At 63.9% G+C, this 21,325-nt stretch carries 23 protein-coding genes; 18 read left to right on the top strand and 5 right to left on the bottom strand.

The annotated features are described in order from the left end of the window. The first annotated feature begins 86 nt into the window (after positions 1–86). From lysS to B9A31_RS16990, 6 genes are all read left to right on the top strand, one after another. Positions 87–1,589: a lysine--tRNA ligase gene (gene lysS, locus B9A31_RS17015; protein WP_019097638.1), complete on the top strand. Its 1,503-nt coding sequence runs from the start codon at positions 87–89 to the stop codon at positions 1,587–1,589. A 96-nt stretch (positions 1,590–1,685) separates the two neighbouring features. Further along, the gene (locus tag B9A31_RS17010; protein ID WP_016712971.1) at positions 1,686–2,390 is read left to right on the top strand and encodes a TetR/AcrR family transcriptional regulator; all 705 of its coding nucleotides are present in this window, start codon (positions 1,686–1,688) and stop codon (positions 2,388–2,390) included. Positions 2,391–2,419: 29 nt separating this feature from the next. Continuing rightward, on the top strand, positions 2,420–2,968 hold the full coding sequence (locus tag B9A31_RS17005) for a hypothetical protein (protein ID WP_016712970.1): 549 nt from the start codon (positions 2,420–2,422) through the stop codon (positions 2,966–2,968). A gap of 26 nt (positions 2,969–2,994) precedes the next feature. Beyond that, complete coding sequence (locus B9A31_RS17000) at positions 2,995–4,272, top strand: flavohemoglobin expression-modulating QEGLA motif protein (RefSeq protein ID WP_027609570.1); 1,278 nt, start codon at positions 2,995–2,997, stop codon at positions 4,270–4,272. Then, positions 4,244–5,167 (top strand): alpha/beta hydrolase, encoded by a 924-nt coding sequence (locus tag B9A31_RS16995; protein WP_016712968.1) that lies wholly within the window; start codon positions 4,244–4,246, stop codon positions 5,165–5,167. The genes B9A31_RS17000 and B9A31_RS16995 overlap by 29 nt, the downstream gene beginning before the upstream one ends. Further along, a complete protein-coding gene (locus tag B9A31_RS16990) occupies positions 5,164–5,490 on the top strand; it encodes a hypothetical protein (protein WP_003252219.1) in 327 nt (108 codons plus the stop codon). Before B9A31_RS16995 ends, B9A31_RS16990 begins: the two co-directional genes overlap by 4 nt. Before the next feature lie 166 nt (positions 5,491–5,656). On the opposite strand, the gene B9A31_RS16985 is transcribed toward B9A31_RS16990, so the two are convergent. The 3 genes from B9A31_RS16985 to B9A31_RS16975 all read right to left on the bottom strand — a co-directional run bounded on the left by B9A31_RS16985 (position 5,657) and on the right by B9A31_RS16975 (position 7,533). Next, entirely contained in the window at positions 5,657–6,448 is a 792-nt protein-coding gene (locus B9A31_RS16985; RefSeq protein WP_016712967.1) for an OmpA family protein, read from the bottom strand. 50 nt (positions 6,449–6,498) lie between these two features. Beyond that, complete coding sequence (locus B9A31_RS16980) at positions 6,499–6,912, bottom strand: DUF4398 domain-containing protein (RefSeq protein ID WP_016712966.1); 414 nt, start codon at positions 6,910–6,912, stop codon at positions 6,499–6,501. A gap of 276 nt (positions 6,913–7,188) precedes the next feature. Continuing rightward, positions 7,189–7,533, bottom strand: a complete 345-nt coding sequence (locus tag B9A31_RS16975; RefSeq protein ID WP_025753735.1) for a hypothetical protein — start codon at positions 7,531–7,533, stop codon at positions 7,189–7,191. 165 nt (positions 7,534–7,698) lie between these two features. On the opposite strand from B9A31_RS16975, the gene ppc reads away from it, so the two are divergent. From ppc to B9A31_RS16940, 7 genes are all read left to right on the top strand, one after another. Further along, positions 7,699–10,326, top strand: coding sequence for a phosphoenolpyruvate carboxylase (gene ppc / locus B9A31_RS16970; protein WP_025753734.1), 2,628 nt, complete (start codon positions 7,699–7,701; stop codon positions 10,324–10,326). Positions 10,327–10,583: 257 nt separating this feature from the next. Next, a complete protein-coding gene (adk, locus tag B9A31_RS16965; protein ID WP_016712963.1) occupies positions 10,584–11,234 on the top strand; it encodes an adenylate kinase in 651 nt (216 codons plus the stop codon). 91 nt (positions 11,235–11,325) lie between these two features. Continuing rightward, entirely contained in the window at positions 11,326–12,000 is a 675-nt protein-coding gene (tsaB, locus tag B9A31_RS16960; protein ID WP_016712962.1) for a tRNA (adenosine(37)-N6)-threonylcarbamoyltransferase complex dimerization subunit type 1 TsaB, read from the top strand. A 131-nt stretch (positions 12,001–12,131) separates the two neighbouring features. Then, positions 12,132–12,422, top strand: a complete 291-nt coding sequence (locus B9A31_RS16955) for a hypothetical protein (protein WP_019097633.1) — start codon at positions 12,132–12,134, stop codon at positions 12,420–12,422. A gap of 3 nt (positions 12,423–12,425) precedes the next feature. Beyond that, positions 12,426–13,295, top strand: coding sequence for a DUF72 domain-containing protein (locus tag B9A31_RS16950; protein WP_025753733.1), 870 nt, complete (start codon positions 12,426–12,428; stop codon positions 13,293–13,295). A 28-nt stretch (positions 13,296–13,323) separates the two neighbouring features. Then, positions 13,324–14,154 (top strand): isocitrate lyase/PEP mutase family protein, encoded by an 831-nt coding sequence (locus tag B9A31_RS16945; RefSeq protein ID WP_025753732.1) that lies wholly within the window; start codon positions 13,324–13,326, stop codon positions 14,152–14,154. Next, positions 14,154–14,843, top strand: coding sequence for an extensin-like domain-containing protein (locus B9A31_RS16940; RefSeq protein WP_084297166.1), 690 nt, complete (start codon positions 14,154–14,156; stop codon positions 14,841–14,843). The genes B9A31_RS16945 and B9A31_RS16940 overlap by 1 nt, the downstream gene beginning before the upstream one ends. Positions 14,844–14,845: 2 nt before the next feature. Here the strand turns inward: B9A31_RS16940 and B9A31_RS16935 are convergent, their stop codons facing one another. Further along, positions 14,846–15,466 carry a hypothetical protein gene (locus B9A31_RS16935; RefSeq protein ID WP_027615515.1) on the bottom strand — a complete coding sequence of 207 codons (621 nt, stop codon included), beginning with the start codon at positions 15,464–15,466 and terminating at the stop codon, positions 14,846–14,848. Positions 15,467–15,569: 103 nt separating this feature from the next. Here B9A31_RS16935 and B9A31_RS16930 point away from each other — a divergent pair, with 103 nt between their 5' ends. Next, complete coding sequence (locus B9A31_RS16930) at positions 15,570–16,346, top strand: class I SAM-dependent methyltransferase (RefSeq protein WP_084297165.1); 777 nt, start codon at positions 15,570–15,572, stop codon at positions 16,344–16,346. A gap of 68 nt (positions 16,347–16,414) precedes the next feature. Here B9A31_RS16930 and B9A31_RS16925 read toward each other — a convergent pair whose 3' ends face one another. After that, positions 16,415–17,056, bottom strand: coding sequence for a TetR/AcrR family transcriptional regulator (locus B9A31_RS16925; RefSeq protein WP_025753730.1), 642 nt, complete (start codon positions 17,054–17,056; stop codon positions 16,415–16,417). Positions 17,057–17,294: 238 nt separating this feature from the next. Here B9A31_RS16925 and B9A31_RS16920 point away from each other — a divergent pair, with 238 nt between their 5' ends. Genes B9A31_RS16920 through B9A31_RS16905 form a run of 4 tightly spaced genes read left to right on the top strand, consistent with a single transcriptional unit; the run spans position 17,295 to position 21,325 of the window. Then, on the top strand, positions 17,295–18,698 hold the full coding sequence (locus tag B9A31_RS16920; protein ID WP_019098925.1) for an LLM class flavin-dependent oxidoreductase: 1,404 nt from the start codon (positions 17,295–17,297) through the stop codon (positions 18,696–18,698). A 19-nt stretch (positions 18,699–18,717) separates the two neighbouring features. After that, on the top strand, positions 18,718–19,680 hold the full coding sequence (locus B9A31_RS16915; RefSeq protein WP_027609573.1) for an AMP-binding protein: 963 nt from the start codon (positions 18,718–18,720) through the stop codon (positions 19,678–19,680). Next, positions 19,677–20,444: an ABC transporter ATP-binding protein gene (locus tag B9A31_RS16910; protein WP_019098069.1), complete on the top strand. Its 768-nt coding sequence runs from the start codon at positions 19,677–19,679 to the stop codon at positions 20,442–20,444. The genes B9A31_RS16915 and B9A31_RS16910 overlap by 4 nt, the downstream gene beginning before the upstream one ends. After that, a complete protein-coding gene (locus B9A31_RS16905; RefSeq protein ID WP_025753728.1) occupies positions 20,444–21,325 on the top strand; it encodes a branched-chain amino acid ABC transporter permease in 882 nt (293 codons plus the stop codon). Before B9A31_RS16910 ends, B9A31_RS16905 begins: the two co-directional genes overlap by 1 nt.

Raw genomic sequence — 21,325 nt, 5'->3', positions numbered from 1 at the left:
CACCACTGCCGCGATACCTGGCAACTGCCGGTGTCGCGTGCCCTGCCCGAAAAGGGCAACGAACACCTGATGGAAAGAATGACGACATGAGCGACCTCAAGACCGAATCGCAAGACCTGCAACAGGAAGAAAACGCCTTGATCGCCCTGCGCAAGGAAAAACTTGCCGCCGAGCGTGCCAAGGGCAATGCCTTCCCCAACGACTTCCGTCGCGACAGCTACTGCAACGACCTGCAGAAGCAGTACGCGGACAAGACCAAGGAAGAGCTGGAAGCAGCCGCGATCCCGGTCAAGGTAGCCGGCCGTATCATGCTCAACCGTGGCTCGTTCATGGTGATCCAGGACATGACCGGTCGCATCCAGGTCTACGTCAACCGCAAAACCCTGCCAGAAGAAACCCTGGCCGCCGTCAAAACCTGGGACCTGGGCGACATCATCAGCGCCGAAGGCACTCTGGCCCGCTCCGGCAAGGGCGACCTGTACGTCGAAATGACCAACGTGCGCCTGCTGACCAAGTCGCTGCGCCCGCTGCCCGACAAGCACCACGGCCTCACCGACACCGAACAGCGCTACCGCCAGCGTTACGTCGACCTGATGGTCAACGAAGAAACCCGCCACACCTTCCGTGTGCGTTCGCAGGTGATTTCGCACATCCGCAAGTTCCTCATCGAGCGTGACTTCCTCGAAGTGGAAACCCCGATGCTGCAGACCATCCCGGGTGGTGCCGCCGCCAAGCCGTTCGAAACCCACCACAACGCCCTGGACATGGCCATGTTCCTGCGTATCGCGCCGGAGCTGTACCTCAAGCGCCTGGTCGTGGGTGGCTTCGAGAAGGTGTTCGAGATCAACCGCAACTTCCGTAACGAAGGCGTTTCGACCCGTCACAACCCAGAATTCACCATGCTTGAGTTCTACCAGGCCTACGCCGACTACCGCGACAACATGGACCTCACCGAGGAACTGTTCCGCGAGCTGGCGCTGCTGGTGCTGGGCAGCACCGACGTGCCGTACGGCGACAAGGTGTTCCACTTCGGCGAACCGTTCGCCCGCCTGTCGGTGTTCGACTCGATCCTCAAGTACAACCCGGAGCTGACCGCTGCCGACCTGCAGGACGTCGACCGCGCCCGTGACATCGCCAGGAAGGCCGGTGCCAAGGTGCTGGGCCACGAAGGCCTGGGCAAGCTGCAGGTGATGATTTTCGAAGAGCTGGTCGAGCACAAGCTGGAGCAGCCGCACTTCATCACCGAGTACCCGTTCGAAGTGTCGCCGCTGGCCCGCCGTAACGACGACAACCCGGCGGTTACCGACCGCTTCGAGCTGTTCATCGGTGGCCGCGAAATCGCCAACGCCTACTCCGAGCTCAACGATGCCGAAGACCAGGCCGAGCGCTTCCTGGCCCAGGTGGCCGAGAAGGACGCCGGTGACGACGAAGCCATGCACTACGACGCCGACTTCGTGCGTGCCCTGGAGTACGGCATGCCGCCGACCGCCGGTGAAGGCATTGGCATCGACCGCCTGGTGATGCTGCTGACCAACTCGCCGTCGATCCGCGACGTGATCCTGTTCCCGCACATGCGTCCGCAGGCCTGAGTGATGTGAACGAGCCGCCTTTCGAGGCGGCTTTTTCTTGCCTGAAGCTTTATGTTGTCTGTACTGGCCCATGAGGTAACCCCTGTGACACCCGCCATGCCTGACCAAGGCGCCGCCGGCATCGCCACCGCCGTCGCCGAAAGCGTGCAATACCAAGGCCGCAAGACTGCCCGCCAAGGCAGCGAGCAGCGCCGCCAGCTGATCCTCGACGCCGCCATGCGCATAGTCGTGCGCGATGGCGTGCGTGGTGTGCGCCACCGTGCCGTGGCCGCCGAGGCCGGTGTGCCGCTGTCGGCCACCACCTACTACTTCAAGGACATCGAAGACCTGCTCACCGACACCTTCGCTCAGTACGTCGAGCGCAGCGCGGCCTACATGGCCAAGCTGTGGGCCAACACCGAGGTCGTGTTGCGCCAGTTGCTGGCCCAGGGCGACGGCAGCCCGCAGGCACGGGCGCGGCTGGCTGACGATGTGGCCCGCATGACGGCCGACTACGTACAGCGGCAACTGTTGACCCGGCGCGACTTCCTGATGGCCGAACAGGCCTTCCGCCAGGAGGCATTGCTGTGCCCACGCCTGGCCGAGCTGGTGCGCGCCCATGAGCAGATCCTGTTGCACGGGACCCGGCAATTGCTGCAAGTGGTAGGCTCGCGGCAACCGGAACAGGACGCCCAAATGTTGACGGCGATTATCGAGCAGATGGAATATCAGGGCCTGCTCAAGGATGCGAATGCGCAAGCCGATGGGCAGATGCTCGCTATGCTTACCCGATACCTGCAGCTGGTGCTGGCATCGGCCTGAGCCGAGACCGACTTTTCAAGGAGAACCTGATGAAAGCCTGGCGTGTGGTGCTGTTGACTTTGTCATTCCTGCTGCTGGGCGGTTGTCTGGTGACCTTCCATGAGCCGTTGCCGAGTAACCAGGCGGCGCCCAAGGCCCTGTTGGGCAAGTGGAGCAGCAAGGACGCCTGGGGCGAGCCGTTGAAGCTGACCATCAGCCGCAGCGGTGCAGATGCCTATAAGGCCGTTGCCACGGCCAAGGGCAAGAAGCCTGAGGAATATGTATTCACCGTCTCCCGCCACGGCAACCGCTGGTACCTGTCGGCCGGCGTGCCCAAGCGCCTGGGTGGCAACTTCCTGATTGGCGGTTTCGATATCGTCGATGGCAAGGAACTGGTGGTGTACAACCTGGACGTCGAGCAGGTGCAGCAGGCGGTGGACAAGAAGGAACTGACCGGGCGTGGTACCGAGGTGCCGGAAGACAACGGCGACGGCGTGCTGATCGACAGCCCGGCTGCGCGGGTGCTGGCCTATCTGGATGACCCGGCCAACTCCGACCTGTTCGTTGAAGTGGCGCGGTTCCAGCGTTCTGGCAAGTAGTTGCCTGTACTAGAAAGGAGTCCCCGGTGGACGAATACCAGCGAACCATCCGCGCCTTGTCCGACCGCATCGTTGCAGCCCAGACCCCGATCCGGGTACTGGACGCGGTGAAGTGGGACGACAACATTCGCCAGGGCTTTCTCAACGCCAAGGGCAAGGAGCCGCCGGCCGTCGACCGTGCTTATTACCAGTCGCGCCCGCTGGCGTTCGACTCCGGCGCGGTCAAGGCCGAGTTCCAGGCCATCGAGCGCGACATCATTCGCCAGCTTGGCCAGTTCAACCCGGTCGGGCAGATCATGAAGCGTATGTGCCGCGAATACCGCATGGTGGTGCGCATGCTCGAAGCGCGTGGCACCGAGGATTTCGGCCTCATCTCTCAGGAACTGTACGGCGCCGCCTCCGATGCCTTCCACGCCGGTGACCCGACCTTGGCCGACCTCGGCCTCATGCTCTCGGATTACCTGAACAACATCGATGGCCGTGGCGATCTCAAGGACGAACCGAAAAACCTCACCGCCAAGGAGGCCGTAGATATCCTCCAGCGTCGGCTGAACAAGGTGTTCGGTGAAGCCGAGGAGACCATTCGGGTATTCGAATCTGACGGGATCGTGGCCGATGCCGCCGCTGGCGCCGACTACATCAAGGTGCGCGCCGATGCCATGTTCAACAGCCGTGATGTGCGTGCCCTCGAAGTGCACGAAGGGCTGGTCCATGTGGGCACCACGCTCAACGGCCTGAACCAGCCGATCTGCACCTTCCTGGCCAAGGGCCCGCCCTCGTCGACGGTAACCCAGGAAGGCCTGGCGATTCTCATGGAGGTCATCGCCTTTGCTTCCTACCCCAGCCGCCTGCGCAAGCTCACCAACCGCACCCGCGCCATCCACATGGTCGAGGAGGGCGCCGATTTCCTCCAGGTGTTCAATTTCTTCCGCGAGCAAGGCTTCGAGATGGCGCAGAGCTACAGCAACGCCAGCCGGGTGTTCCGCGGCTCGGTGCCCAATGGCCTGCCATTCACCAAGGACTTGTCCTACCTCAAGGGCTTCATCATGGTTTACAACTACATTCAGTTGGCCGTGAAGAAGGGCAAGCTCGAACAGATCCCGTTGCTGTTCTGTGGCAAGACCACGCTGGAAGACATGCGTACCTTGCGCCAGTTGGTGGAGGAGGGGCTGGTCGAGCCGCCCAAGTACCTGCCCGAACAGTTCCGCGACCTTAACGCACTGTCGGCGTGGATGTGCTTCTCCAACTTCCTCAACCACCTGAGCCTGGACCGTATTGAAGCCGACTACGCGAACATTCTCTGAGTGCTGCCGCCTGCTGGCGCTTGGCCTGGTCCTGCTGGGCCTTGGCGGCTGCAGCAGCCTGCTGTTCTATCCCGAGCGTGGCCAGGCATTCACCCCCGAACGGGCCAGACTCGACTACCGCGATGTCACCCTTGTCACGTCGGACGGCCTGCGCCTGCACGGCTGGTGGTTGCCGGCCAAGGCGGGTGTCGAGGTGAAGGGCACGGTACTGCATTTGCACGGCAACGGCGGCAACCTGCCTGGGCACCTGGGGGGTAGCTATTGGCTGCCGGAGCAGGGCTACCAGGTGCTGATGATCGATTACCGTGGCTATGGCCTGTCGCAGGGCACGCCGACCCTGCCTGAGGTGTATGAAGACATCGCGGCGGCCATGGCCTGGCTGGACCAGGCACCCGAGGTCAAGGGCAAGCCTTTGGTGCTGCTGGGGCAAAGCCTTGGCGGCGCCATGGCAATCCACTACCTGGCGGCCCACCCCGACCAGCGCCAGCGCTTCAGCGCCCTGGTGTTCGATGGCGTACCGGCCAGTTACCGTGGGGTAGGGCGCTATGCCCTCAGCACGTCATGGATGACCTGGCCGTTGCAGGTGCCACTGTCGTGGCTGGTGCCGGACGGCGACAGTGCAATCCGTTCGATCGAGCAGTTGAGCAGCCCGCCCAAGCTGTTCTTCCACAGCATCGACGACAACCTGGTGCCGATGGACAACGGCATCCGCCTGTACCAGCACGCACCGCCACCACGGGTACTGCAGCTGACCCGAGGCGGCCATGTGCAGACCTTCGCCGACCCTACCTGGCGCCAGGTGATGCTGCGTTTCCTTGACGACCCCAGCCATTTCAACGGCCTTCGGCGCCTGGCCGAAGTGCCCAATTACCCTGACGAGAAGAACAAGCAATGAGTGAAGAGCGCAACGCCATCCCGCTGATCCTGACCGGCGTCGGCAGCATCATCGTGACGGTGGGGGCCTTGTGGTACTACGGTTACCTGCATTTCGCCAAACCCGAGGATGCCCTGTTGTTGCAGGACTTCACCATGCTCAAGACCATCCCGGGCGAGGACTACAAGGTTTCGCTGGACCCGGCGCCGCAAGTGGCCCAGTGCGTCGATGGCGTGCTGGTGCTGTTCGACACCCAGCAGAAAGGCCTGACCGGCGTGCTGGTGGACAACCGCAAGCGTGCCGTGCGCTGCATGGGCGAGGAAACACCGCAGCAGGTGCAGTGAGGGAGCGAAGTGATTTTTGTGGCGCCTGGGAAATCGAGCGCCGCCCGCGATGCGCCGCGCGGGCGGCGCTCGGTCTCCCAATCACCACATCTCTAAAGGCACGAGACCAAACGCCCAAATAAAAACCCCGCCAGGAAGGCGGGGTCTTGGGTTAAGCCAACCGGTCTTACTGGCTGACCTGGCTCACCGAACGTGGCGCCACCGGCTGGTTGTCGTTGGAGATGGTCACCTCCACCCGACGGTTTTGCGCCCGGCCCGAATTGCTGCCGTTGTCCGCTACCGGGTACTCCTTGCCGTAACCCTGGGCGACGATGCGCGCAGGGTCTACGCCGGCACGCACCAGCGCCATGCGCACGGAACCCGCGCGGCGTTCGGACAGGCTCTGGTTGTAGTTGGCCGAACCGACGCTGTCGGTGTAGCCCTCGACAATCACCTTGCGCTCAGGGTTTTCCTGAAGGAACTGGGCCAGCTTGGTGATGTTCGGGTAGGCGTTGCTCTTGAGCTCGGCCTTGTTGAAGTCGAACAGCACGTCCCCGAAGGTGACCAGCGTACCGCGATCGGTCTGCTTGGCGTTGAGGCTGTCCTGCAGCTTGGCGATCTGTGCGTCGCGGGCGTCCAGCTTGGCCTGGGCGCGTTGCGCAGCGGCGTTTTTCAGCTCGCCTTCGGCGGTACGCAGGGCGATGGTCTGCTTGGCCACCTCGACACGCTGGTTGGTCAGGTAGGCGAGTTGGTCGACCTTCTTCTGGTCTTCCCGGTCCATGTAGGCCTTGTCGGCCTTGTTAAGCCAGTCCTGGGCGTCCTTGGTCTCCAGCGCCGCCACCTTGCTCGATTGCGGGTCGCTCTGCAGCGAGGAGAAGTTGGTGCGGGCCGCCTCCAGGTTGGCGTTAGGGTCGTGCGAGCAGGCAGCAAGGCCGACGCTCAGGGCCAGCAGGGCGGGAATCATGACGTAATTGCGCATAGTGTTCATCCTTTGATCGTGTGCGAAGGCTAAGGTTGGCGGGGCAGGGCTCACTGAGCGCTGCGCAGGCCTTCCTCACGTACGTCCTGGACACCCTGGCGGGCGTCCTGCACGGCCTTCTGGGCCTTGGCCGCCTGGGCCTTGCGTTCGGCGAGGCGTGCGTCCCACTCGGCTTGCTGGGCCAGCAGTTTGGCTTCGTCATACTTTTTGTCGTGCATGGCGATTTCGGCCTGCTTGAACTTGTCCTGGGCCGCTTTCATCTCCACGGCGGCGAACTCGGTACCGCCAGCGCTGACGGCGGCGTTCACGGCGGACTGGGTAACGGCATACTGCTCGGTAGGCGGGTTGCCAGCACAGCCGGCCAGGACCAGGCTACTGCCCAGGGCCAGCGCGGCCAGCTTGAACCCGCGCACGTGAGTGGATGACAGTTTGCTAGTGCGGGTTTTCATGGTGGTCAGCTCCATTGGATCACTCCTGATTACGACGATGTCCGTAGCAGTCCATCGCTCATTCCCTGACAACTCCGTGCGCTTCAGCTGAACGGTGCACAAGGACAGGTGTGCAGGGTTTTAGCGTGATGGCTATTGGCTCCGACTCGATCGTTTTTCGAATGGTTCCGAAAAAAGTGATCCGCACGAGCGATTATTTCTGACTGATTGGTCAGCGAGGATTTTCTTGAACTTTCGCGGGCGAAAGCGGTATTCCGGGCCTCGAGCAGGCCCGGAACGGTGGCGCGGAGGTTATTCGTCGCTGTCGGCAGCGGTGTTGCTCAGGCTGTGCAGGTGCTGGCGCGAGAGCGACAGAAAGCGTGGGGTAGGCCCTATATCTTCGTACAGCGGGTCGCCTTCTTCATCGGTGGCGATGACCTGACGGCCCTGCACATAGGGGAAGCTGGCCTCCACCTCTTCAAGGGCGGCGGCTACCAGTTCGCCGAGCAATTCCTCGGCGGTACGTTTGGGGTACATGTCGATCAGCGCGGCCAGACGCGCCTCTGACTCCAGGTCAAGGTGCAGGACATGGCCCGTGCGGCTGAGGGTGCCGGCGGCATTCTGTTCCCAGTGCTGGGCGAGTTCACGGATTTTCATGATGACCTCTGGTTACGCCTGCTAAGGCTGCATGGCATGGGAGTGTTATGCCTTCACTTTAGTTTGCTTTAGCCGATCACGGCTTGCCATTGCCTCCAGCCTGGGGGCACTCTTCGGGAGAGCTGTGTACAGGAGTGCGCCAGAGCCGCGCCAAAGAGAGGGCCAATGACCGATATCGATGTGCGTTTGCGTGAAGATGTCCATGTGTTGGGTGAGCTGCTCGGCGAAACCATTCGCCAGCAGCATGGCGATGCGTTCCTGCAGAAGATCGAGGACATCCGCTACAGTGCCAAGGCCGACCGGCGCGGCCCCGGCGAGCAACTGAGCTCGACCCTGGCAGACCTGGCCGAAGAAGACCTGCTGCCCGTGGCCAGGGCCTTCAACCAGTTCCTCAACCTGGCCAACATGGCCGAGCAGTACCAGTTGATCCGCCGTCGCGACGCTGACCAGCCCGAACCCTTCGAGGCCCGTGTGCTGCCCGAGTTGCTGGCCCGCCTGAAGCAGGCCGGGCTTGGTAACGATGCCCTGGCTCGGCAACTGGCCAAGCTCGACATCCAGCTGGTACTGACCGCACACCCCACCGAAGTGGCCCGCCGCACCCTGATTCAGAAGTACGACGCCATCGCCGGCCAGCTGGCTGCCCAGGACCACCGCGACCTGACCCCGGCCGAACGCCAGCAGGTACGCGAACGCCTGCGCCGGCTGATTGCCGAGGCCTGGCACACCGAAGAAATCCGCCGCACCCGCCCCACGCCGGTAGACGAAGCCAAGTGGGGCTTTGCAGTGATTGAGCATTCGCTCTGGCACGCCATCCCCAGCCACCTGCGCAAGGTCGACAAGGCGCTGCTGGAGGCCACCGGCCTGCGTCTGCCGCTTGAAGCCGCGCCAATCCGCTTTGCCTCGTGGATGGGCGGTGACCGTGACGGCAACCCCAACGTGACTGCCGCCGTCACCCGCGAAGTGTTGCTGCTGGCCCGCTGGATGGCCGCCGACCTGTTCCTGCGTGACATCGATGCATTGGCTGCGGAGCTGTCCATGCAGCAGGCCAACGAGGCCCTGCGCGAACAGGTTGGCGACACTGTCGAGCCCTACCGGGCCGTGCTCAAGCAGTTGCGCGACCGGCTACGGGCGACGCGTGCCTGGGCGCATTCGGCATTGACCAGCAGCCAACCGGCCAGCGCCGACGTGCTGGTGGATAACCGCGACCTGATCGCACCGCTGGAGCTGTGCTACCAGTCGCTGCACGAATGCGGCATGGGCGTGATCGCCGAAGGCCCGCTGCTGGACTGCCTGCGCCGCGCTGTCACCTTTGGCCTGTTCCTGGGCCGCCTGGATGTGCGCCAGGACGCTGCCCGCCACCGTGACGCACTGACCGAGATTACCGACTACCTGGGCCTGGGGCGCTATGCCGACTGGGATGAAGAGCAGCGCATCGAATTCCTCCAGGCCGAGCTGAAGAACCGTCGGCCCCTGCTGCCTGCGCATTTCAAGCCGCAAGCGGATACCGCCGAAGTGCTGGCCACCTGTCGCGAAGTGGCCGCCGCGCCGGCTGCCTCCCTGGGCTCCTACGTCATTTCCATGGCCGGTGCCGCTTCGGATGTGCTGGCGGTGCAACTGCTGCTCAAGGAAGCCGGCCTTACCCGCCCCATGCGCGTGGTACCGCTTTTCGAAACCCTGGCCGACCTGGACAACGCTGGCCCCGTGATGCAGCGACTGCTCGGCCTGCCAGGTTACCGCGCCGGGCTGCGCGGCCCGCAGGAAGTGATGATTGGCTACTCCGACTCAGCCAAGGACGCTGGCACTACGGCGGCGGCCTGGGCGCAGTACCGGGCCCAGGAAAACCTGGTGCGCATTTGTGCCGAACATCAGGTCGAACTGCTGCTGTTCCACGGCCGTGGCGGCACGGTAGGGCGCGGCGGTGGCCCCGCCCACGCGGCGATCCTGTCGCAACCGCCGGGATCGGTGGCGGGACGTTTCCGCACCACCGAACAGGGCGAGATGATCCGCTTCAAGTTCGGTTTGCCGGGCATTGCCGAGCAAAACCTCAACCTGTACCTGGCTGCCGTGCTCGAAGCCACGCTGTTGCCACCACCGCCCCCGCAGCCGGCCTGGCGTGAGGTGATGGACCAGCTGGCTGCCGATGGCGTCAAGGCCTACCGCAGCGTGGTGCGGGACAACCCCGATTTTGTCGAATACTTCCGTCAGTCGACACCGGAACAGGAGTTGGGGCGCCTGCCACTGGGCAGCCGCCCGGCCAAGCGTCGCGCTGGAGGCATCGAAAGCCTGCGGGCCATCCCGTGGATTTTCGGCTGGACCCAGACGCGCCTGATGCTGCCGGCCTGGCTGGGCTGGGAAACGGCCCTGAGCAACGCATTGGCCCGTGGCCAGGGCGAGCTGCTGGCGCAGATGCGCGAACAGTGGCCGTTCTTCCGCACCCGTATCGACATGCTGGAGATGGTGCTGGCCAAGGCCGATGCGCAAATTGCCGAGGCCTACGACGAACGTCTGGTGCAACCGCACTTGCTTCCTTTAGGTGCACACCTGCGCGACCTATTGTCGCAGTCCTGCCAGGTGGTACTGGGCCTGACCGGGCAGCCGGTGCTACTGGCGCACAGCCCCGAAACGCTGGAATTCATCAGCCTGCGCAACACCTACCTGGACCCGCTGCACCGCCTGCAGGCCGAGTTGCTGGCTCGCTCGCGCAGCCGCGAAGCCGCTCTGGACAGCCCGTTGGAGCAGGCCTTGCTGGTGACCGTGGCGGGTATTGCCGCCGGGCTGCGCAACACCGGCTGAGGGCGCGTGCGGGCTGCCCTGAATGTGTGCCGTGCAGACCCTGCATGGGTAAGGGGAGGGTGGTTGCGCCGGGCGCAACCACCTGCCAGGTCAGCCGCAAGTGGCGCATTCCTGCAACTTTGGGACGCTTGTCTGGCTGCCGGGCGCTGTGTATCTTGAGCAGCCTTCTGACCGATTTTGGGTCATACCCGATTTTCCGGACTTGGCCCTGGTTGCCGAATCCATTGAATTTCATAAAAAAATTTGAGGAGCACAAGATGCGCGTAATTCTGCTGGGAGCTCCCGGGGCCGGTAAAGGTACTCAGGCAAAGTTCATCACCGAAAAGTTCGGTATTCCACAGATCTCCACCGGTGACATGCTGCGTGCCGCTGTCAAGGCCGGCACCCCGCTGGGCCTGGAGCTGAAGAAAGTCATGGATGCCGGCCAGCTGGTCTCCGACGAGCTGATCATCAGCCTGGTCAAGGAGCGCATCGCTCAGCCTGATTGCGCCAACGGCTGCCTGTTCGACGGCTTCCCACGCACCATCCCGCAAGCCGAAGCCATGGTCGCTGCCGGTGTCGACATCGACGCCGTGGTCGAAATTGCCGTGGACGACGAAGAAATCGTTGGTCGCATGGCGGGCCGCCGCGTGCACCTGGCCTCGGGCCGCACCTACCACATTCAGTACAACCCGCCGAAAGTGGAAGGCAAGGACGACGAGACTGGCGAAGACCTGATCCAGCGCGACGACGACAAGGAAGAAACCGTTCGCCATCGCCTGTCGGTCTACCACAGCCAGACCAAGCCGCTGGTGGACTTCTACCAGAAGCTGTCGGCCGCCAACGCCGGCAAGCCGAAGTACAGCCACATCGAAGGTGTCGGCTCGGTTGAAGCCATCACCGCCAAGGTTCTGGCAGCCCTGAGCTGATCCAGCGCCTGACACCCATCGACAACGGCCCGCTAGCGGGCCGTTGTCGTTTATACTGCCGCTCTTTTCCCTGCATCTGGATACCCGTTCGATGACCACCCTGCTGGCCCTGGATACCGCCACCGAAGCCTGTTCCGTTGCGCTGCTGCATGACGGCAAGGTAACCAGCCATTACGAGGTGATCCCACGTCAGCACGCGCAGAAGCTGCTGCCGATGATCAAGCAGTTGCTGGCCGAGTCGGGCGTTGCGCTGAATCAACTGGATGCCATCGCCTTTGGCCGCGGCCCGGGCGCCTTCACCGGCGTGCGCATTGCCATTGGTGTGGTCCAGGGCCTGGCCTTCGCGCTGGAGCGCCCGGTGCTGCCGGTGTCCAACCTGGCTGCGCTGGCCCAGGGTGCATTGCGCGAGCAGGGCGTGCAACAGGTGGCGGCTGCCATCGATGCGCGCATGGATGAAGTGTACTGGGGCTGCTATCAGGCCACGGCGGGCGAAATGCGCCTGGTTGGCCGCGAAGCGGTGTTGCCGCCCGAGCAGGTAGCGCTGCCGGCAGACAGCGAAGGCGAGTGGTTCGGGGCCGGCACCGGTTGGGGCTATGCCGAGCGCCTGGCGGTGCAGGTGGCTGCCAGCAATGCCAGTGCCTTGCCTAACGCTCTGGACGTGCTCAGCCTGGCCAGCTTCGCCTGGGCCCGTGGCGAAGCGATCGGCGCCGAGCAGGCGCAACCGGTTTACCTGCGCGATAATGTCGCTACGCCAAAGAAGCACTGAATGCTGTTCGTCGGTTATCGACGGTAACCCCCAAACCTTCTGCGCGATCTGTGGTCCAGTTATCACTTAAGCATTAGCGACGGAACACTGATGCTGCTAAATTGCCATCATTGGTCCTGAGTATTCATGCCATGCGTATCGACGGTTTCTCATCGCAGTCCTACCCGATCAAGCGCGCGCCGCGCAAGGCAGCGGTGCGTGACGAGGCCATCGATGACGCCGAGGTGATCGAAGAGAACGCCACGGCGCCTCAGGAAACCACCGCCCGCCGCCGCAGCGGTGGCTTGCCTGCCCGCCCGCAGGACATGATCTTCCCCCGCGCCCGTGACCGGCGCACAGCCACCGCATTGGCCAGTTACCTGAATACTGCCGGTTTCACCGATTGGGACATGGAAGTACTGGGGCTCGACCTGTACATTTGATGGATGAGTCCATCACCACTGCCTTATTTTCTCGGTTGCCCGTCGTGGAGTGAAAACGCCTGGCGTGACTACCTGTACCCCGCCGACGCCAACAGCAATCAGATGCTTGGCCTCTACAGCCAGGTGTTCAACGCTGTCGAGGGCAACACCACCTTCTACGCACGCCCCGCCCCCGGCACCCTTGCCCGCTGGGCGCAGGTGATGCCTGAGCACTTTCGTTTCACTGCCAAGTTTCCCCGTGACATCAGCCACGAGGGTGACCTGCGTGATCAGCTTGAGCCTGCTTTCGATTTCACACGCCTGATGGCCCCGCTGGGGCAGCGCGTATCGCCGTACTGGTTGCAGTTGCCGGCGCTGTTCGGCCCGGCACGGCTGGGCGAGCTTTGCCACTTCCTTGATGAAATCGGCGTGCCGGTGGCGGTGGAGGTGCGCAACCAGGCCTTTTTTGCCAAGGGTGACGAAGAGCGCCTGCTCAACCGCCTGCTGCACGAGCGCGGGGTGGAGCGTATCTGCCTCGACCCGCGTGCGTTGTTCAGTTGCACTTCACGCGATGCTGCCGTGCTGCACGCGCAGTCCAAGAAACCCAAGGTGCCACCACGCCCTGCAGCCTTCAGCCAGCACCCGCAGGTGCGCTTCATTGGCCACCCTGAGCTGGAGGCTAATGAGGCCTTCCTTACCCCCTGGGTAGAAAAGGTCGCCGCCTGGATCGAAGAGGGCCGCAGCCCCTACATCTTCCTGCACACCTCGGACAATCGTCTGGCCGCAGCCCTGGCCCAACGGTTCCATCAACGCCTGATGGCACGCCTGCCGGGCCTCGATTCTTTGCCTGAATTGCCGCGCGCACCCGAGGTCGAACAACTGGGGCTACTCTGACCTTTCCCTGACTGCCGGAGGTTGATTCATGGATGTGCAAACCCTGCGAGCCGAAGCCTTCAAGGCACTGCATGAACGTAATGGCGCGTTCGTCATCCCCAATCCGTGGGATGCCGGCTCCGCCAAGTTGTTGGCCAGCCTGGGTTTCGAGGCACTGGCCACGACCAGTGCCGGCCTGGCCTTCAGCCTGGGCCGCCCGGATGCCGAAGGTGCCTTGAACCTGGAGGACACACTGGACAATGCCGGGGAGATTGTCGATGCGACCCCCTTGCCAGTGGCTGCCGACCTGGAAAACGGCTTTGGCGACCTGCCCGAGGATTGCGCCAATACCATCTTGCGTGCCGCTGAAGCGGGTTTGGTGGGCGGCTCCATCGAGGATGCCAGTGGCCGCAGCGAATTGCCCATCTATGACGTGGGGCTTGCGGTGGAGCGCGTTCGCGCCGCCGTGCAGGCTGCCCGTAGCCTGCCGTTCCCGTTCACCCTGTGCGCCCGGGCAGAAAACCTGCTGCACGGGCGCATGGACCTGGACGACACCATCAAGCGCTTGCAGGCTTACGCCGAAGCCGGCGCCGATGTGCTTTACGCCCCGGGCCTGCGTACCGTCGAGGAAATTCGTGCTGTGGTGCAGGCTGTGGCGCCGCGCCCGGTGAACGTGTTGATGGGCATGGCGGGTGTGTCACTGAGCGTGAAACAGTTGCAGGACCTGGGTGTGCGCCGCATCAGTGTCGGCTCGTCGCTGGCTCGCGCCGCCTTGGGGGCGTTCCACCGTGCTGCGCTGGAAATTCGCGATGAGGGTACATTCGGCTATGGAGAGCAGGCACTGCCGTTCGCTCAGCTGAACGACCTGTTCCGACGCTGATGAAGCCTGTGCTGGCGCTGCTGGCCGGCCTGCTGTTGTTGGCTGGCCTGGCCTGGCATTACAGCTGGCGCCTGCCTGGCGCATGGAACCCCTGGGCGCCGCTGGATGTGCGTCAGCCGCCCAACCTGTTGACCCCTTACAAGCTGGCACGCCTGCGCGATGACCCGGCGCTGTGCCGCCAGGCGCTGGGAACCAGCCAGTTGCGTTACCGGGCGCAAGCCGACAGCCCGAATTCGGCCAACTGCCCGTTGCAGAATGCCTGGCGAATCGAAGGCGGCCAGGCGCGGCTCAGCAGCAGCTTCCTGGCCAGTTGCCCGCTGGCAGTGGCCTACGCGCTGTTCGAAGCACATGGCTTGCAGCCGGTGGCGCAGCGGGTGCTGGGGCAACCGGTGACGCAGGTCGACCACCTGGGCAGTTTCGCCTGCCGCAATGTCTACCACCGCAAACAGGGCCGCCTGAGCCAGCACGCCACGGCCAATGCACTGGATATCAGCGGTTTTCGCCTGCAGGACGGCCAGCGCATCGTGTTGGCGCGTGACTGGCAGGCAGGTGGGCAGAAGGCGGAATTCTTGCGCCAAGTGCAGCAGGCGGCCTGCGAGAGCTTCAGCACGGTACTGGGGCCGGGCTACAACGCCGCGCACCATAACCACTTTCATCTGGACATGGGGCGCTGGCAGGTCTGCCGTTAGCCTCAGGCGTGAACGCGCAAGTTGTTCAGCACCACTGGACGCGCCCAGTGGATGTCGAACTCCAGGTCGTTCTGCTGCTTGGCCAAGGTTGCGTCATCAAACGGTTCGGGCGCCGGGTCCAGCAGGTCGGTTTCGAATTCGGCGATGGGCAGGAACAATGAGCGCGGGGTAGGGCCTGGGCCGGGCTCGGTAATCGGCTGGCCCTGGCTCATCACCACCGGGCGCATCCAGCTGTTGCTGATATCGAGCTGACGCTGCTGCTCGATCAGTTCCAGGGCACTGAATGGCTCGGGGGCAGGGGGCAGCAGCTTGGCTTCAAGCTCTGCCTTGGGCAGGAACAGCGGCTCGGGTGGTGCTACCTCGATGTCTTGCACCGGGCACGCGCGCTGGGCGTCGATCAGCGCCAGTGCGCGGGCGCCGCCGATGGGTTCGCCGCTGTCCTGGTCATACTGCACGAACGACTGGCTGACGCTGTCTACGGGCTCTTCCTGCTGCTCGGCCATGGCCCGGGCAAAAAAGTCCTGCCACAGGTGGCTCACGCCCCCGAGTGCCTGGGTATTGTGCTGACTGTAGTTGCCGACGGGCGACAAATAGGTCAAGCCGATGGGAAGAGTATCTGACATGGCAGTCGCGCGCGTTGTGCTCTGGCAGAATAGCGGGATATTGCCTGTATCGGCCGTGGCTGCCGATTCATTAAGGCTTGGTTTGACTTTTTAGGTGTGGACGATGGTAGAGCAAGGCACGGGTATCAGGGTCGAAGCGATGTCGACTGAGTATGCGGAACAGGCCAAGGCGTGGGCCGAGCGTCTAAGCCTGCCGCTACAGGACGATAGCGCCGGCTTCGCCGTGCAGGTGGGCGCCGAGGGTTTGCAGATTCAGCAACTGGGCCCGCAGGCACCGGGGCCGGTGCGGGTGGACTTTGTCGAAGGCCAGGCGGCGCACCGGCGCCAGTTTGGCGGTGGCAACGGGCAGATGATCGCCAAGGCCGTGGGCATTGCCCAAGGCGTGCGGCCGCAGGTGCTGGATGCCACGGCAGGTCTTGGCAAGGATGCGTTCGTTCTGGCCAGCCTGGGCTGCCAGGTGACCCTGATCGAGCGCCAGCCGCTGATTGCCGCGTTGCTGGAGGATGGCCTGGCGCGGGCGCGGTCGGATGACGAGGTGGGCCCGATCGTCGGGCGCATGCGCTTGCTGACCGGCAACGCCATCGAGCGCATGCGCGCCTGGGAAGGCGAGGCCCCGCAGGTGATCTACCTCGACCCGATGTTCCCGCACCGCGACAAGAGCGCCCTAGTGAAAAAGGAAATGCGCGTGTTCCGGCCCTTGGTGGGTGACGACCTGGACGCCCCGGCCCTGCTCGAAGCCGCTCTGGCGCTGGCCAGCCACCGGGTGGTGGTGAAGCGGCCGCGCAAGGCGCCGATCATTGATGGGCCCAAGCCGAGCCATAGCCTGGAGGGTAAGTCGAGCCGGTATGACATCTACCCGAAGAAGGCACTGAAGGCCTGATTCTGTTGTGCCTGTACCGGCCTCTTCGCGGCTAGAGCCGTGAAGAGGCCGGTACAGGCACCCGAATTTCAGGGCTTGAACGCCCGCACAAACACCCCCACCACCTCCCGCACATGCGCCTCGGCCTCTTCGCCTTCCAGCGGCCCCGCACAGCCCAGCAGCAAGCGATAATCCGGCGCGCCTTTCACCAGGCAGAAGAAGTGCTCCGCCGCCCGCAGCGGGTCGTCGATGCGCAGCAGCCCACGTTCATCCGCCCCGCGCAGCAGCGCTTCCATCCCCGCCAGCACGCGCTTGGGCCCGGCCTCGTAGAAATACTCGCCAAAGCTCGCGTCCAGGCTGCCCTGGGCCATGATCAGGCGGCTGAGCTTGACCGCTTCGTCACTGCTGATCAGAGACTGGAAACCACGGGCAATGGTCAGCAGTACCTCTTCTATTGGTACACCTTCGGGGTACTCGAACAGCAAGTCAGGCAGCTGGATCTGGCAGGTGGCCATGACCGCCGAGCAGAACAAGGTCTGCTTGTCGGTGAAGTGGCTGTACACGGTGAGCTTTGAAACACCTGCCGCCGCAGCGACCGCATCCATGCTGGTGTTGGCATAGCCAAGGCTAAGGAACAGCGCCTTGGCCGCTTCGAGAATCGCTTCGCGCTTGGCCAGGTCCTTTGGCCGACCTGGGCCGATGGGTGCGTCGTTGGGCATTGTGGTCTGCATCTGGTTGAAGAGTCGTTCATCTTAACGGGTCAGGCGCCATCCGGCTAAAACCAACCCGCAAAACCTGCTGTTCGCCAGTAGACACTTGATCGACACTGGTGTCGTCACGCAGGCAAAGGACGCGTTGATTTTTTTATAAGATGCTGATTTATAAAGATTAATTTTTTGGCATGAATCGTGTTGATAGAGCAGGAAGGGCACCTTGCAAGGGTGCCGAGCCTATCGAACAGGAGTCCCCATGCCACGTGAAATTCGTTTGAACGCCTTCGAAATGAACTGTGTCGGCCACCAGTCGCCCGGCCTGTGGCGCCACCCCAAGGACCGCGCCTGGCAGTACAAGGACCTGGACTACTGGACCGACCTGGCCAAGCTGCTGGAGCGCGGCAAGTTCGACGGCATCTTCATCGCCGACGTGATCGGCATCTACGATGTGCTGGGCGGCAATGGCGACGCGGCCATCCGCCAGGCGGCCCAGGTGCCGGTGAACGATCCGCTGGCACTGATCACGCCCATGGCGCTGGTCACCGAGCACCTCGGTTTCGGCCTGACGGCCTCGCTCACCTTCGAGCACCCGTACCCATTCGCCCGTCGGCTATCGACCCTCGACCACCTGACCAAGGGCCGCATCGGCTGGAACATCGTCACCTCTTACCTCGACAGCGGTGCGCGCAACCTTGGGCAGAAGGCGCTGAGCGACCATGACGCCCGCTACGATTACGCCGACGAGTACCTGGAGGTGCTGTACAAGCTGTTCGAAGGCAGTTGGGAAGACGGTGCGGTGGTGCGCGACCGCGAAACAGGCCTGTTCACCGACCCGCGCAAAGTCCACGAGATCCGCCACCACGGCAAACACTTCCAGGTCCCGGGCATCCACCTGTGCGAGCCGTCGCCGCAACGTACACCGGTGCTGTACCAGGCCGGTGCGTCCAGCCGCGGCAAAAATTTCGCTGCCGGCCACGCCGAATGCGTGTTCGTCGCCGCGCCGTCCAAGGTCATTTTGAAAAAGACCGTGGCCGACATTCGCCGCCGTGCCGCCGAGGCCGGGCGCGACCCGCGCAAGGTGCTGATCTTCAACATGCAGACAGTGATCGTCGACGATACCGATGCCAAGGCCCAGGCCAAATGGCAGGAGCTGAAAAGCTACGCCAGCTACGAAGGCGCCCTGGCGCTGATTTCCGGCTGGACCGGCATCGACTTCAGCAAGTACCAGCCCGACCAGGTGCTGGAGCATATCCACACCAATGCCATCCAGTCGGCTGTCGAGGCGTTTTCCACCGCCGACCCGAACAAGCGCTGGACCGTGCAGGAGCTGGCCGACTGGGTCGGCATCGGCGGCTTTGGCCCGCTGATCGTCGGCAGTGCGCAGACCGTAGCGGACGAGTTACAGGCCTGGGTTGAAGAAACCGATGTTGACGGCTTCAACCTAACCTATGCCCTGGCCCACGAAACCTTCCGCGATGTGGTCGAGCTGCTGGTGCCCGAACTGCAGCAACGGGGGGCCTACAAGACCGAATACCGCCCCGGCACCCTGCGCGAGAAGCTGTTCGGTGACGGCCCACGGCTGCCGGCCACGCACCCCGCTGCCGGTTACCGCGACCTGAGCCGCCAACCCACCCCGGCCAGCATTACCGAGCCGGCCTGAGCCGACAGGGAGCCACGCGATGAATGTGCATGAATTTACCCCGCCGCAGGCTGATGCCGTGGCCGACAGCCACTTGCAGGCCCTGCAGCGCTGGGCCCGGGAGCGCCCAACCCGGGTCGCCCTGCGCCATCGGCGCCTGGGCGTGTGGAAGGCCTGGCGCTGGATCGACGTACAGCGAGAAGTCGAACGCCTGGCCGATGGCTTGAGCCAGCAGGGCTTCGTGGCAGGCGCGCGGCTTGCCTTGAGCGGCGCCTATGAGCCCAGCCTGGTGTTGCTTGCGTTGGCCGCACGGCGCCTGAATGGCCATACCCTGCTGATCCCCGCCAACAGCCGGGGCGAAGACTTGCAACGCCAGCTGCGCCTGGCCCACCCGGGGTTCGCCTTTGTCCAGCGCCGCGAACAGGTGGCGCAATGGCTGCAAACGGGGTTGCACGGCCAATGGCCGCTGCGGTTGTTTACGCCGCAAGCCGACGCCGTGCTCACAGGCCAATGGCAGGTTCAGCCGCTGTCGGCGCTGTTTGTCGGTGCTGCACCTGCAGCGCAGCGTTTGGGGTGGGCACAGGTCACCCGGGACGAGGTGCTCTGGGTCGATGAAGGCAGTGAATGGCGCGAAGGCCTGACACACCTGCTCGACCGCTGGCTGGAGCGGGGTGAAGGCCTGGCGTTTCCGGAAACGGCCGAGTCGGCCAGCCGCGATCGCCGCGAAATCGCCCCGACGGCGTTGCTGCTGTCTGCTGAGCGGGTGCAGGCACTGGCCGATGAGATAGAGGCACGGCTGCCGCCTGCCGGCAGTTGGCAACGGCGGCTGTGCGACTGGGTGCAGCAAGATCCGCAACGCGGCCTGCGGCGCTGGCTGAAAACCCGCGTGCGGCAATTGCTCGGCTTCCAGCGCCTGCAACGCATCGATGTGCCCAGTGCCCCTGTTGCCTCGGGCACGGCGCGGCCGGCCTGGCTGCGTGATTACCTGGAGCGTGCGGCATGAGCGCCTTGCTGGAGGTGCGCAACGTGTCGCTGTCGTTCAAGGGCGTCAAGGCGATATCAGACTTGTCATTCAGCGTAAGACGCGGGGAGATCTGCGCCCTGATCGGGCCCAATGGCGCCGGTAAAAGCTCACTGCTGAACATCCTCAACGGCGTCTATCGCGCTGATGCCGGCCAGCTGTTTTTCGCCGAACAGCCGCTGCGCCGCCCGCACCCGCTGACCGCCGCACGGCTGGGCATTGGCCGCACGTTCCAGAACAACGCGTTGTTCAAGAAGATGAGCGTGCTCGACAACCTGCTGACCGGGCTGTCGCGCTTTCAGCGCAGTTTCTTCCTGGAGCAGGCGCTGGGTTTGCCACGTGCCCGCCGCGAGGCGCGGGCGTTTGCCGAACGCGCCGAGCAGGTGCTGGAGTTTCTGGAATTGCAGGCCTGGCGCGAGGTGGCCGTTGGCAGCCTGCCCTATGGCCTGCAGAAACGCGTGGAGCTGGGCCGTGCGCTGATCGCCCATCCGACGCTGTTGCTGCTCGACGAACCGATGGCCGGCATGAACACCGAAGAGAAGCAGGAAATGAGCCGCTTCATCGCCGATATCAATCGTGACCTTGGCACCACGGTGATCCTGATCGAGCACGACATTCAAGTGGTGATGGGCCTGTCCAACCATGTGGTGGTGCTGGATTACGGGCGCAAGGTGGGGGATGGCTCGCCCGCCGACGTGCAGGCCAACCCCGATGTAATCGCCGCGTACCTGGGGGCAGCACACTGATGAACTTCTTCCTCGAAACCCTGATCGGCGGCCTGCTCGCCGGCACCATGTATTCGCTGGTGGCGATCGGCTTCGTGCTGATCTACAAGGCCAGCGGCGTGTTCAACTTTGCCCAGGGCGCCATGCTGCTGTTTGCTGCATTGACCTTCGTCAGCCTGCACCAGCAAGGCCTGCCGTTTGCCGTGGCGCTGGCCATTACCGTGGTGGTGATGATCATCGGCGCACTGCTGATCGAACGGCTGGTGCTGCGGCCACTGGTCAACCGCTCACAGATCACCTTGTTCATGGCTACGCTGGGCCTGTCGTTCATCATCGAAGGGCTGGCCCAAGGGCTGATGGGGGCTCAGGTGCGCGCGCTGGACCTGGGCATCGAAGACGTGCCGCTGTTCGTCGGCGACATCATGATGAGCCAGTTCGACCTGGTGGCCGCTGGTGTTTCCGCCGCACTGGTAACGCTGCTGGCCGTGCTGTTCAACTGCACCCGCATCGGCCTGGCCTTGCGCGCGGTGGCCGACGATACCCGCGCGGCGTTATCGCTGGGCATCAACCTCAACCGCATCTGGCAGGTGGTGTGGGCCGTGGCGGGCGTGGTCGGGCTGGTGGCCGGGCTGCTGTGGGGCGCACGCCAAGGCGTGCAGTTCTCGTTGTCGCTGGTGGTGCTCAAGGCGCTGCCGGTACTGATCATCGGTGGGTTCACCTCGATTGGCGGGGCGATTGTCGGCGGCCTGATCGTGGGTGCCGCAGAGAACCTGGCCGAAGCCTACATCGGGCCGTTGATCGGCGGTGGCATCACCCCTTGGTTCGCCTACTTCCTGGCGCTGATCTTCCTTTACATCCGCCCGGCCGGCCTGTTCGGCGACCGAGCCATTGAACGGGTATGA

It is taken from the genome of Pseudomonas sp. URIL14HWK12:I5 (assembly GCF_900176445.1).
Lineage (GTDB): Bacteria > Pseudomonadota > Gammaproteobacteria > Pseudomonadales > Pseudomonadaceae > Aquipseudomonas > Aquipseudomonas monteilii.
Note: the sequence above shows the minus strand (reverse complement) of the source record. Positions and strands in the feature narration are given on the sequence as shown.

Excerpts from the sequence above, each read along its gene's own strand:
- lysS (WP_019097638.1), top strand. The coding sequence starts at position 87 with ATGAGCGACCTCAAGACCGAATCGCAAGACCTGCAACAGGAAGAAAAC.
- B9A31_RS17010 (WP_016712971.1), top strand. The coding sequence starts at position 1,686 with ATGCCTGACCAAGGCGCCGCCGGCATCGCCACCGCCGTCGCCGAAAGC.
- B9A31_RS17005 (WP_016712970.1), top strand. The coding sequence starts at position 2,420 with ATGAAAGCCTGGCGTGTGGTGCTGTTGACTTTGTCATTCCTGCTGCTG.
- B9A31_RS16990 (WP_003252219.1), top strand. The coding sequence starts at position 5,164 with ATGAGTGAAGAGCGCAACGCCATCCCGCTGATCCTGACCGGCGTCGGC.
- B9A31_RS16985 (WP_016712967.1), bottom strand. The coding sequence starts at position 6,448 with ATGCGCAATTACGTCATGATTCCCGCCCTGCTGGCCCTGAGCGTCGGC.
- B9A31_RS16980 (WP_016712966.1), bottom strand. The coding sequence starts at position 6,912 with ATGGAGCTGACCACCATGAAAACCCGCACTAGCAAACTGTCATCCACT.
- B9A31_RS16975 (WP_025753735.1), bottom strand. The coding sequence starts at position 7,533 with ATGAAAATCCGTGAACTCGCCCAGCACTGGGAACAGAATGCCGCCGGC.
- ppc (WP_025753734.1), top strand. The coding sequence starts at position 7,699 with ATGACCGATATCGATGTGCGTTTGCGTGAAGATGTCCATGTGTTGGGT.
- adk (WP_016712963.1), top strand. The coding sequence starts at position 10,584 with ATGCGCGTAATTCTGCTGGGAGCTCCCGGGGCCGGTAAAGGTACTCAG.
- tsaB (WP_016712962.1), top strand. The coding sequence starts at position 11,326 with ATGACCACCCTGCTGGCCCTGGATACCGCCACCGAAGCCTGTTCCGTT.
- B9A31_RS16955 (WP_019097633.1), top strand. The coding sequence starts at position 12,132 with ATGCGTATCGACGGTTTCTCATCGCAGTCCTACCCGATCAAGCGCGCG.
- B9A31_RS16950 (WP_025753733.1), top strand. The coding sequence starts at position 12,426 with ATGAGTCCATCACCACTGCCTTATTTTCTCGGTTGCCCGTCGTGGAGT.
- B9A31_RS16945 (WP_025753732.1), top strand. The coding sequence starts at position 13,324 with ATGGATGTGCAAACCCTGCGAGCCGAAGCCTTCAAGGCACTGCATGAA.
- B9A31_RS16940 (WP_084297166.1), top strand. The coding sequence starts at position 14,154 with ATGAAGCCTGTGCTGGCGCTGCTGGCCGGCCTGCTGTTGTTGGCTGGC.
- B9A31_RS16935 (WP_027615515.1), bottom strand. The coding sequence starts at position 15,466 with ATGTCAGATACTCTTCCCATCGGCTTGACCTATTTGTCGCCCGTCGGC.
- B9A31_RS16930 (WP_084297165.1), top strand. The coding sequence starts at position 15,570 with ATGGTAGAGCAAGGCACGGGTATCAGGGTCGAAGCGATGTCGACTGAG.
- B9A31_RS16925 (WP_025753730.1), bottom strand. The coding sequence starts at position 17,056 with ATGCAGACCACAATGCCCAACGACGCACCCATCGGCCCAGGTCGGCCA.
- B9A31_RS16920 (WP_019098925.1), top strand. The coding sequence starts at position 17,295 with ATGCCACGTGAAATTCGTTTGAACGCCTTCGAAATGAACTGTGTCGGC.
- B9A31_RS16915 (WP_027609573.1), top strand. The coding sequence starts at position 18,718 with ATGAATGTGCATGAATTTACCCCGCCGCAGGCTGATGCCGTGGCCGAC.
- B9A31_RS16910 (WP_019098069.1), top strand. The coding sequence starts at position 19,677 with ATGAGCGCCTTGCTGGAGGTGCGCAACGTGTCGCTGTCGTTCAAGGGC.
- B9A31_RS16905 (WP_025753728.1), top strand. The coding sequence starts at position 20,444 with ATGAACTTCTTCCTCGAAACCCTGATCGGCGGCCTGCTCGCCGGCACC.